Raw genomic sequence first — 10,607 nt, forward strand, 5'->3', positions numbered from 1 at the left:
TGTGATAGTTTTTTGACCTTACGCACACTTTTCTGGCTAAAGCCCCCATGCACAGGGGAAAATGGCATACTGTGCTGAAACAGTGCTGAAGGAAGATAACAACATGGTTGCCACCGGTATCGGGGTCATTATCGTTAACGCTCAAGGGCATATCCTGCTGGGGAAACGCTGCAGCAACCATGCCCCTTTTTGGTCGATCCCTGGGGGGCATCTGGAGGCAGGGGAAACCTTTGAACAATGTGCCCAACGCGAAATCGCCGAAGAGACCGGGTTGCAGATAGCTCCACCAACCTTTATTGGCATCAGCAATAATCTGCAAACCTGGCGTGCAGAGGGAAAACATACGGTGTCGATCTGTATGCTGGTTCAGCATACAGCTGGTGAAGTCGAACTGAGAGAGCCAGAAAAATGTGCCGAATGGCGTTGGTGTTCCCCGGACGATCTGCCGGAGCCCCATTTTGAAGCGAGCAGAACAGCGATCCACCTATGGTTGAGCCAACAGGCGTATCTGCCTGTATTGTGATGTTATTATCTCCAATTCTCCTCTGCTCATCCAACAATATCGCTATATAAATTAAAATATAACGCTATTTTATTGCTCAATCACTCTATTTTTCACTGTAAATACCCCTAAGGTATTAGGTTTATTTTGCGAAGATACCTATACTTATCCGGATGTTTCTGACCTGGTGTCGAAACCTTTTTTGGCAAGTTTTTCCTTGGTATATCATAACTATAAGTGGGTTCAATATGAGCAAAAAACAAGCTGGCTTTGAAAAGCGACGCCGGTGGGGATGGCTTTGGATTTTGGTGATCGGGATTATTCTCGGTGCCGCACTGCTGGCGGGGACCGCAACGGTCTTCCATAAAACCAGTGATACCGCCTTCTGTGTCTCCTGCCACACCATGCAACAACCTCTGGCCGAATATCAAGGCAGCGTTCACTTCCAGAACGCCAAGGGGATCCGCGCTGAATGCGCCGATTGCCATGTCCCTCATGAGCCGCTCGATTACCTGTGGACCAAGATCCGCGCGGTGAAAGACATTTACGGCGAAATGACCGGCAAAATCGACACCCCGGAAAAATACGAAGCCCATAAGCTGGCCATGGCACAATCGGTCTGGAAAACGCTGAAAGAAAGCGATTCGGCCACCTGCCGTTCTTGCCATAGCTTCGATGCCATGGATATTACCGCTCAGCGTCCTGAAGCCCGTATTCAGCACCCGGTGGCCATCAAGCAAGGCGAAACCTGTATCGACTGCCATAAGGGCGTTGCGCATATCCTGCCGGATATGAGCGGTGCCGCTCAGGCTGGCGCTGCCGAACTGGCGAAAGCCGCGGCCGAAACCTCGCCAACCGCAACCACGCTGTTCACCATCGCCACCGAACCGTTCTTCCTGAAAGCCGACGATACGCATAATGCCGGTAACCTGATGCCTTCCACCGAAGTTCACGTCGTGAAGCAGGAAGGTGACAAGGTGCTGGTAGACGTCAGCGGCTGGCAACAGGATGGCGTCAGCGAAGTCTTCTACGCTGCGCAAGGTAAACGTATCCTCAGCGTCCTGTTGGGCGAGGACGCGCGCAAACTGCTGAAAACCGGCAGCACCATGACCGATGCCGAAACCGGCCTGGTCTGGCATCAGGTTTCATTGCAGGTCTGGTTGCCACGTAAGCAACTGATCGACGATCAGCAGAAAATCTGGCGTTACACCGCCGATATGATGTCCGCCAACTGTACCGGCTGCCACGGCCTGACCGCCCTTGATCGCTTCAACGCCAACCAGTGGATCGGCGTGATTAAAGGTATGGCTCCTCGCACCTCGCTGTCGCAAGAACAACTGCGCGTTCTGACGCAGTACGTTCAGAAACATGCCAGCGATATGCAACCTGCCACACCGGCCAAAAGTTAAGGGAGAAGCGAAATGAGCAAGTACCAACAACAACCATTAGCCATGAGCCGCCGTCGTTTCCTGACCGGTGCCAGCGCCCTGGCCGCCGTGCCTCTATTTGCGGGTCTGTGGCCTAAATCAGCGTTGGCGGAAGCCATCAGCCAGGCATTGCCACAGTTCGTGGCCTTACGCCAGGCGCAAAAGGGCATCCTGACCGGCGCGCACTGGGGCGCATTTGAAGCCATCGTGCAAGACGGAAAAATGGTCGGCGTGTTGCCGGTCAAAGACGATCCTTACCCGAACGATCTGATCACCATGGCCCCCCACCAGGTCCATGCGGAAAACCGTATCAAATACCCAATGGTACGTAAAAGCTGGTTGGAAGGCGGCCCTGGCAGCCGCACCGAGCTGCGCGGCAACGATGAATGGGTGCGCGTCAGCTGGGAAAAAGCGATTGATCTGGTCGGTAACGAAATCGTCCGTTTGCAAAAAGATCACGGCCCGCAGTCGATCTATGCCGGTTCTTACGGCTGGAAAAGCGTGGGCATGCTGCACAACAGCCGTACCCTGCTGCAACGCCTGATGAACCTGAGCGGCGGCTTCCTTGGCTACGCCGGTGACTATTCTACCGGTGCTGCACAGGTGATCATGTCGCACGTGATGGGGTCAATGGAGGTTTACGAACAGCAAACCGCCTGGCCAAACGTCATCGACAACAGCCAACTGGTGATCCTGTGGGGCTGTAACCCGATGGTTACGCTGAAAAACAGCTGGAACGTACCCGACCACGTCGGCCAGACCGGCTTTGAGGCGCTGAAGAAGAAAGGCACCCGCATCATCAGCATCGATCCGGTGCACAGCGACAGTGCCAAATATGTCGGCGCACAGTGGATCGCTCCGCGTCCGTACACCGACAGCGCGATGCTGATCGGTATCGCCCACACCCTGCTGACCGAAAAGCTGCATAACCCGGACTTCCTGAAAACCTACACCGTGGGCTTCGACAAGTTCCAGGCCTATCTGCTGGGTGAAACCGACGGCACGCCGAAAACGGCCGAGTGGGCTGCCGATATCAGCGGCGTCGATGCCGAAGTACTGCGCCAGTTGGCGCGCGATATGGCGAAACAGCGCACCATGATCATGGGCGGCTGGGGGATCCAGCGTCAGCATCACGGTGAGCAGCAGCACTGGTTACTGGTGACCGTGGCAGCCATGCTTGGCCAGATCGGCCTGCCGGGCGGCGGCTTCGGCTTCAGCTATCACTACTCTTCCGGCGGCAGCCCAACGGCCAAAGGCGGCATCCTCTCCGGTATCTCTGCGGGGAATGCACCAAAAAATTCACCAACGCCAATCCCGGTGGCACGTATCGCCGAGTGCCTGACCAACCCAGGCAAGACCATTCACTTCAATGGGACCGATGTCACCTACCCAGACGTGAAGATGGTGTACGTGGCCGGGGGTAATACCTTCCACCAGCATCAGGACACCAACAATCTGGTCAAAGCCTGGCAGCGGCCGGAAACCATCGTGGTGAACGAACCGTACTGGACGGCCACCGCCAAGCATGCGGATATCGTGCTGCCTGCAACCACCAGCTATGAGCGTAACGATCTGGAGATGGGCGGCGACTACTCGCAGCTGTACGTCTTCCCGATGCATCAGTGCGTGCCGCCGCAGCATGAGTCACGCAATGACTTCGATATCTTCGCCGCTCTGGCCGCCAAGCTGGGCGTACTGGATGCCTTTACCGAAGGCAAAGACGAAACCCAGTGGCTGAAAGGCATGTACGACGACATGAAGTTGCAGGCCCGCGCCGCCCGCGTTGCCCTGCCGCCGTTTGACATGTTCTGGGAGTCGAACAACTACATTCGTTTCCCGATCCCGCAGGAAAACAAACAGTGGGTACGTTTCGCCGATTATCGTGAAAACCCGCTGCTTAATCCGTTGGGGACGCCTTCCGGCAAGATTGAGATCTATTCCGATGCCATCTCGAAGATGGAGTATCTGGATTGTAAAGGTATTCCGACCTGGATGCCGCCGCATGAATGGTACCGTGGCCCAGAGGCAGCCAAATACCCGCTGTCGCTGAATACCGCGCACCCAACCAACCGCCTGCACTCACAGCTCGACAACACGCCATTGCGTAAGAAGTATGCGGTGGCCGACCGTGAAGCGATCTTGATCCATCCAGAGGATGCCAAATCGCGCAACATCACCAACGGCGACCTGGTACGGGCGTTTAACGACCGTGGGCAGATCCTGGTTGGCGCTATTGTCAGTGAAGATGTGCGCCCAGGTGCGGTGCGGATCAGCGAAGGTGCCTGGTACGATCCGGCCGATCCGTCAACGCCAGGGTCGATCTGTAAGAACGGCAACGTCAACTGCCTGACTTTCGATATCGGCTCATCCAGCCTGGCACAGGGCAACTGTGGCCAGATGGCGCAATTGGAAATTGAGAAATATCAGGGCGAAGTGCTGAAGAATACCGCGCACGACGTTCCTGCTGGCGCATAACCGCTAGCCACCAGCGCAGGGTGATGGTGACATCACCCTGCTCTTTTCCTGCCGACAGATAAAATCTATTCACCCATTCCTTGATTGAAACCGGTTTTTGTTTTTTTTAAACGAGCGTATTATGCGCGCGTCTCCCCTCTCTTTGGCTATTCATTCAGCTTATGCGTACTTCAACTGCGGCGACACGACGCTGGCCCGATTTAACTTCGTTGGCATTTCTGGTGGTGGCTTTTCTCACCGGGATTGCCGGTGCCTTACAGACGCCCACGCTGAGTCTGTTCCTCTCCAGCGAAGTGAACGTACGGCCAACGATGGTCGGGCTGTTCTTTACCGGCAGCGCGGTGATCGGCATTTTGGTCAGCCAGTTTCTGGCCAGCCGATCGGATAAAAGGGGCGATCGCAAATCGCTGATCTTTCTCTGCTGCATGTTGGGTGCCTTGGCTTGTGCGCTGTTCGCCTGGAACCGTAACTATTACCTGCTGCTGTTCGTCGGCGTGCTGCTGAGCAGCTTTGGCTCGACCGCCAACCCGCAGATGTTTGCCCTGGCACGGGAACATGCCGAGCACACCGGCCGGGGAACGGTGATGTTCAGCTCTATCCTGCGTGCTCAGGTTTCTCTGGCCTGGGTGATTGGCCCACCGATCGCCTTTGCACTGGCCTTGGGGTTTGGTTTTAAGGTGATGTATCTGGCCGCCGCCGCCGCCTTTATTCTCTGCGGCGCGCTGGTATGGAAGATGTTGCCCTCCATGCCAAAAGTGCAGAGTACCGGCGGGGCGACGCTGGAAGCGCCACGCCAGAACCGCCGGGATACGTTATTGCTGTTTATGGCCTGCACGTTAATGTGGACGGCCAACAGTATGTATTTGATCAATATGCCACTGTACATGGTGCGAGAGCTGCAGTTACCGGAAAAACTGGCGGGAATACTGATGGGTACCGCTGCCGGGCTGGAAATCCCGACCATGCTGCTCGCAGGCATGGTGGCCCAACGCTTTGGCAAGCGCTTCCTGATGCGCTGTGCGGTGATTGCCGGGGTGCTGTTCTATGCCGGGCTACTGTTTATTACCGGTACCTGGCAACTGATCGCCCTGCAACTGCTGAATGCGCTGTTTATCGGGGTGCTGGCGGGGATTGGTATGCTCTATTTCCAGGATCTGATGCCAGGCCAGGCCGGGGCGGCGACCACACTGTTTACCAATACCACCCGCGTTGGCTGGATTATTGCCGGTTCAATCGCCGGGGTCGTGGCTGAAATGTGGAGTTATCACGCGGTATTTTACTTTGCGTTGGCGATGGTGCTGGGTGCGGCGCTATGCCTGTGGCGGCTGAAGGACACTCAAGGCGCGGTATCCGCCTCCAACTTGGCAAGATAGATCAGCGCCTCATCACGGCGATCGTGACACATTTCACGGCTGGCCTGCAGGCTGCCGCAGACTTTGGGCCGCAGCGGCGAATGAAATAGCCCGCAGCGCAGTTGCGGGTCCAGATGGATGCAGCGGGTATTGGCCGGTTTGCCGTTGGGCATACCCGGGATCGGGCTGGAAATCGAAGGTGCGATACAGCAGGCACCACAGTCGGCACGGCAGTCCATCTGCGATCCTATGGGGGGCTGATTATGTGGCTGAGACAATAGCAGAACGCCGCATTAAGTTATACTCATTCACAATGCTTACCAATAGTGCTAGAGTTTATTTTTCAATGGAGTGGAAAGCTTAGAACTATCAATGGAGTGAGCTCATGTCAGATAAAAATTTCAACCCAAGTTGGGAAGGCTACATGGGGGATTTCCTGAAGGGTAATGTCGGGATCAACCAGCTAAAACCCCAACATGAGTTTCTTGACTCTATCGGCTTAGAGAAAGCATTAAGCGATAACACGCAATATCACGTCGTTCTCACGATTGCGGAAGCAAAAAGTATCCTTGAAGATATCGACTCTCGCCGCCCTGGAAACCCAGGTCTGGGCCGTGGTGAAGCGTTCGCTCGGGGCTTTGAGCAACAAAGTACCAGCCGTGGCGATGCGTTCGCCAGAGGTATTGAACCCAAAAATGTCCTCTCCTCTGTATTTAAAGTGACAGATCCTGTTTCTACTTATGCAGGCAATATAAATGATGCGCGTGGGTTATATGATGTCATCATTGAATTCAAGAGAATAGGAATAACTGCCACAGTGTTCACTGGGGCAAATGGAGTGAATCTTATTCACATATCCGGCTATGCGGGACTGAGACGAACAATAACCGGAACACGATATTCGGCTAACCATCCGCAAATGTTAGCGATGGGTATAGGACAGCAAGGCATTAATGCCGGAATAGTCAGGGGCGTAAGATTTTGTATTCTTTTTTCTGTTGGATATCGAATTATCGAAAGTATCTTTAAAGATGATTACACCCTAGCAGACTTTATCGGAAACATAACTCTGGATATGGCTAAACTTGCCATTAGTTCCGTGGTATCTTATTCAGTAGGTGTACTGCTTACTACAACAGCAGTTGTGGGTGGTAGTATTATTGCTGTCGCTTTAATAGTTTTTTTTGTTGGTTTTATTGCTGTTGCCGGTTTAGATGTTATTGATAAACACTTTGGAATAAGCACTAAGTTAATAGCACTATTAAAAGAAAAGATAAAAGTAAAGCCACGAACACCAGAGGCAAACTTTCAGTACATTCTCAATGGATTAAGAAGGTGAGTGTGAAAAATAGACTTTGGAAAATACTAGGAGCGTCAGCATTGCTGATTATATTCATTTGCTTATCGCTATTGATTTATAGTTACGCTATTTCACTAATATTAATGAAGGATGAAATAACATTTTCAACCTCTGTATTTATGAGCTTTTTTGCAATACCTCTAATACTTTATGCTTTATCTGGTTCTGTTTTTTTCTTTATTTTTGACCGCCTCCCAAAACATAATATGCTAGTTGTTAGATACTTAACTAGATTAGCTTTGGCATCATTAATCTTTGGCTTACCTATATCTCTATATGTGAGCTACAAGCTTAGCCATGATGGCTACTTGACCTGTGACAAAATTTCTTGGATGTCACCAACGACGTATGTGAAAGATTTATCACTTTGCAAATGATGTTTACTATAACATAGAGGGACTTATGGCTAATTTGATTTATGCAAGTATCAACGGTATTAAACAAGGTTTGATATCTGCTGGTTGCTCGACTCTTGACTCCATCGGCAATAGATGTCAAAAAGGACATGAGGATCAAGTTTACATTCTTGCTTTCGATCATAATATATCCAGACTGCAAAATGTATCCCACCAGCCAGTCAGAATAACCAAGCCGATTGACAAATCATCGCCCTTGCTTGGAATGGCAATATCAAATAATGAAAAATTACAAATTGTATTGTATATGTATCGTGTTAATCCGGCTGGGACTCTAGAAGTTTTTTATACTATAAAGCTTAAGGATGCTTATATCTCAGACATCGCCCAACACTGCCCAAATGCACTTACACAAAATGATGGTCAACCCTACGAGATCATTTCATTATCCTACACAAGCATTGATTGGCAGCACAATATTTCAGGGACGTCGGGCTATAGTATATGGGATGAGAGAGTTTATTGATTTAGTGAATAGCCACCAGATTTTCCGGCGGCTATTTATTAAATATGTCAACATTAATATCATTATGAATAATAATTACTTTAAATTATTGCTAGCAACAGTGCTCTTTATACTATGCTCATTCGCAGCATTACTAACCTATCAATATGTAGTATCATTAGTATTAATGGATGATGAGATAACCTTTTCCGCACCTGTTCTTATGGTTTTCTTTTCCAGCCCACTACTATTGTATGCCACGCTTAGTGGCATATACTTTTTCATTCTCAATAAGCGCCCAAAATACGACAAAGCAATCACTCGATATTTGGTTTATCTAATGTTCTTATCATTTGCTATCAGTTTACCTATTTCTTTTTATGTAGATCATAAGCTTAAGAATAAAGGTTATTTAACGTGTGACAAAATATCATGGCAGTCACCAACGACTTATGTGAAAGATTTATCACTTTGTAGATAAGTGGCATTTCCCGCTATACCCGCCAATTAGACAAAAAAATACATCAGGATACGTAAAGTGACGCCCCTCACCCTAACCCTCTCCCACAGGGAGAGGGGACTGAATGTGCTACAAATTAACGTCAGTAACTGGCCTCGGCACCGCAATAACTTCATCTCGCATAGGGCAAATTTTAATGTGCCACTGATAAACTCCAGCACCTGACTACAGCGCCGTTATTACCCTTTGGGAGAATCACCAAGCATGCCGCAGACAGACTTCTGCCCCTGACCACAACGCTATTGCAGCCCCCTCTCCCCATGGGAGAGGGCTGGGGTGAGGGGAAAACCACCAGAATAACGCCCTAAGCGCTGAAAATTGCACCAATCCCCCAAATATCCGCTTTACATGCACACATCGCGCACGTACCATTAAGCTAGTACAAAAGAACTCAAGGCCAACGGCCATTCAGGAGCAATAATGTCTGCGGACACCATCCAGAAGCTTTCCCGCCCTTCCGTACTCGGTGGCGCGATGATCATTGCCGGCACCGCCGTCGGTGCAGGTATGTTCTCTATCCCTATCGTCACTTCTGGCGTGTGGTTCAGCGGCTCCGTGGCGCTGCTGATTTATACCTGGTTCTGTATGCTGATCTCCGGGCTGATGATCCTGGAGGCCACCATGAATTATCCGGCGGGTGCCAGCTTCCATACCGTGGTCAAAGACCTGCTTGGCAAAGGCTGGAATACCCTTAACGGCCTGTCGATCACCTTCGTGCTCTACATTCTGACCTATGCCTATATCTCGGCGGGTGGCTCGATCATCTCCCATACGTTGGAAGGCGTCTTCGGGGCTAACCAAACCCTGTCCGGATTGGTGTTTGCCATCGTCGTGGCCTTTATAGTCTGGTTATCCACCCGCGCCGTGGATCGCCTGAGCACCATTCTGATCGGCGGTATGGTGATCACCTTTGTGTTATCTGTCGGTGATATGTTCACCCACGTGCAGCCTGCCGTGTTGTTCAACCAGGGTGACAGCGATGCCAACTACCTGCCCTATGCGCTGGCGGCATTGCCTTACCTGCTGACCTCGTTCGGCTACCACGGCAACGTACCTGGCCTGGTGAAGTATTATCAAAAAGACAGCGGTGCCGTGGTGCGCAGCCTGGTATACGGTACCTTGCTGGCGCTGGCGATCTATATCCTGTGGCAGTATGTGATCCAGGGCAACATCGCCCGTGATGCCTTCAAGCAGGTGATCGCCGAAGGGGGCAACATCGGCAGCCTGCTCAAGCAGATGGGTAATGTTTCCAGTAGCTATGCGGTTGGCCAACTGCTTAACGCCTTCTCTTATATGGCGCTGGCCAGTTCATTCCTGGGGGTGTCGCTGGGGCTGTTTGATTTTCTCGCCGACTTCTTCAAGTTCAAGGATAACCAGGCTGGCCGCACCAAATCGGCACTGGTGACCTTCGTGCCGCCAACCCTGGCCGCGTTACTGTTCCCGAACGGTTTCCTGTACGCCATCGGCTTTGCTGGCCTGGCCGCCACCATTTGGGCAGTGATCGTCCCTGCCATGATGGCACGCGCCAGCCGCCGCCGTTTCCCACAGGCCAGCTACCGTGCTCCCGGCGGCCAAGGCATGATCCTGTTCATCATTCTGTTTGGGGTGATTAACGCCGTGGCCCACGTGTTAACGCTATTAGATCTGCTGCCGGTGTTTAAATAAGCCTCAAGGGCGGCCACGACCTAATGCCGATCGTTTAAGGATCGGTTGACCGATCCGGTGGCTGGTGTAAAAAGGGTTCATGTTCATCATGGACCCTTTTTAAATGGAACTCTCACAAGCCCTCGGCATTATTAATCTTACTGCACCCGATGAAGTTCAAAGTCTTGCCGACCTTCTTCCCCCAGACCTTATTCAGCAAGCCTTTTCCCTTACGGATACAGTGACACTGCGTAAACGCAAGCTTCCCCTTGAGTCCATGGTCTGGCTGGTTATCGGTATGGCCATATTCAACAACAAACCCCTCTCTCATATCGTCAATCTGATGGATATCGTCGATCGCACCGGCAGAACGTTTACTGCCCCCAGTTCAGTGATCGCCCGCCGCAAAAAACTGGGCGAAGATGCCATCCGGGAGTTGTTCTCCCTCACGCAACAGCGTTGGCAC

Annotated in this window: 11 protein-coding genes; 10 read left to right on the forward strand and 1 reads right to left on the reverse strand. The window is 51.6% G+C overall.

All coding sequences use genetic code 11. The features are described from left to right. The first annotated feature begins 61 nt into the window (after positions 1-61). The 4 genes from ABIE29_RS13600 to ABIE29_RS13615 all read left to right on the forward strand — a co-directional run bounded on the left by ABIE29_RS13600 (position 62) and on the right by ABIE29_RS13615 (position 5,777). Positions 62-523, forward strand: a complete 462-nt coding sequence (locus ABIE29_RS13600) for a nucleotide triphosphate diphosphatase NUDT15 (protein ID WP_429619290.1) — start codon at positions 62-64, stop codon at positions 521-523. A gap of 227 nt (positions 524-750) precedes the next feature. After that, on the forward strand, positions 751-1,911 hold the full coding sequence (locus tag ABIE29_RS13605; RefSeq protein WP_429619291.1) for a NapC/NirT family cytochrome c: 1,161 nt from the start codon (positions 751-753) through the stop codon (positions 1,909-1,911). Positions 1,912-1,923: 12 nt separating this feature from the next. Then, positions 1,924-4,404 carry a trimethylamine-N-oxide reductase TorA gene (gene torA, locus ABIE29_RS13610; RefSeq protein ID WP_429619292.1) on the forward strand — a complete coding sequence of 827 codons (2,481 nt, stop codon included), beginning with the start codon at positions 1,924-1,926 and terminating at the stop codon, positions 4,402-4,404. Between the two features lie 161 nt (positions 4,405-4,565). Further along, the gene (locus tag ABIE29_RS13615; RefSeq protein WP_429619293.1) at positions 4,566-5,777 is read left to right on the forward strand and encodes a sugar efflux transporter; all 1,212 of its coding nucleotides are present in this window, start codon (positions 4,566-4,568) and stop codon (positions 5,775-5,777) included. On the opposite strand, the gene ABIE29_RS13620 is transcribed toward ABIE29_RS13615, so the two are convergent. Then, on the reverse strand, positions 5,741-5,995 hold the full coding sequence (locus ABIE29_RS13620) for a YkgJ family cysteine cluster protein (RefSeq protein WP_429619294.1): 255 nt from the start codon (positions 5,993-5,995) through the stop codon (positions 5,741-5,743). The two genes, ABIE29_RS13615 and ABIE29_RS13620, sit on opposite strands and share 37 nt — an antisense overlap. A gap of 146 nt (positions 5,996-6,141) precedes the next feature. Here ABIE29_RS13620 and ABIE29_RS13625 point away from each other — a divergent pair, with 146 nt between their 5' ends. The 6 genes from ABIE29_RS13625 to ABIE29_RS13650 form a co-directional block, all read left to right on the forward strand. After that, complete coding sequence (locus ABIE29_RS13625; protein WP_429619295.1) at positions 6,142-7,095, forward strand: hypothetical protein; 954 nt, start codon at positions 6,142-6,144, stop codon at positions 7,093-7,095. A gap of 2 nt (positions 7,096-7,097) precedes the next feature. Then, on the forward strand, positions 7,098-7,493 hold the full coding sequence (locus ABIE29_RS13630) for a DUF1240 domain-containing protein (protein WP_429619296.1): 396 nt from the start codon (positions 7,098-7,100) through the stop codon (positions 7,491-7,493). A 25-nt stretch (positions 7,494-7,518) separates the two neighbouring features. Beyond that, the gene (locus ABIE29_RS13635) at positions 7,519-7,998 is read left to right on the forward strand and encodes an Hcp family type VI secretion system effector (protein WP_429619297.1); all 480 of its coding nucleotides are present in this window, start codon (positions 7,519-7,521) and stop codon (positions 7,996-7,998) included. A 166-nt stretch (positions 7,999-8,164) separates the two neighbouring features. Then, on the forward strand, positions 8,165-8,458 hold the full coding sequence (locus ABIE29_RS13640) for a DUF1240 domain-containing protein (RefSeq protein ID WP_429619314.1): 294 nt from the start codon (positions 8,165-8,167) through the stop codon (positions 8,456-8,458). A 459-nt stretch (positions 8,459-8,917) separates the two neighbouring features. Further along, positions 8,918-10,162: a tryptophan permease gene (gene mtr, locus ABIE29_RS13645; protein WP_429619298.1), complete on the forward strand. Its 1,245-nt coding sequence runs from the start codon at positions 8,918-8,920 to the stop codon at positions 10,160-10,162. Between the two features lie 103 nt (positions 10,163-10,265). Continuing rightward, on the forward strand, positions 10,266-10,607 hold a 342-nt coding region (locus ABIE29_RS13650; RefSeq protein WP_429619299.1), incomplete at its 3' end, for a transposase domain-containing protein.

This window comes from Serratia sp. 2723 (genome assembly GCF_050434425.1).
Taxonomy (GTDB): Bacteria; Pseudomonadota; Gammaproteobacteria; order Enterobacterales; family Enterobacteriaceae; genus Chania.

Bases quoted from the DNA above. Each gene is read 5' to 3' on its own strand.
- ABIE29_RS13600 (WP_429619290.1), top strand. From the start codon at position 62: ATGGCATACTGTGCTGAAACAGTGCTGAAGGAAGATAACAACATGGTT.
- ABIE29_RS13605 (WP_429619291.1), top strand. From the start codon at position 751: ATGAGCAAAAAACAAGCTGGCTTTGAAAAGCGACGCCGGTGGGGATGG.
- torA (WP_429619292.1), top strand. From the start codon at position 1,924: ATGAGCAAGTACCAACAACAACCATTAGCCATGAGCCGCCGTCGTTTC.
- ABIE29_RS13615 (WP_429619293.1), top strand. From the start codon at position 4,566: ATGCGTACTTCAACTGCGGCGACACGACGCTGGCCCGATTTAACTTCG.
- ABIE29_RS13620 (WP_429619294.1), bottom strand. From the start codon at position 5,995: ATGGACTGCCGTGCCGACTGTGGTGCCTGCTGTATCGCACCTTCGATT.
- ABIE29_RS13625 (WP_429619295.1), top strand. From the start codon at position 6,142: ATGTCAGATAAAAATTTCAACCCAAGTTGGGAAGGCTACATGGGGGAT.
- ABIE29_RS13635 (WP_429619297.1), top strand. From the start codon at position 7,519: ATGGCTAATTTGATTTATGCAAGTATCAACGGTATTAAACAAGGTTTG.
- ABIE29_RS13640 (WP_429619314.1), top strand. From the start codon at position 8,165: ATGGATGATGAGATAACCTTTTCCGCACCTGTTCTTATGGTTTTCTTT.
- mtr (WP_429619298.1), top strand. From the start codon at position 8,918: ATGTCTGCGGACACCATCCAGAAGCTTTCCCGCCCTTCCGTACTCGGT.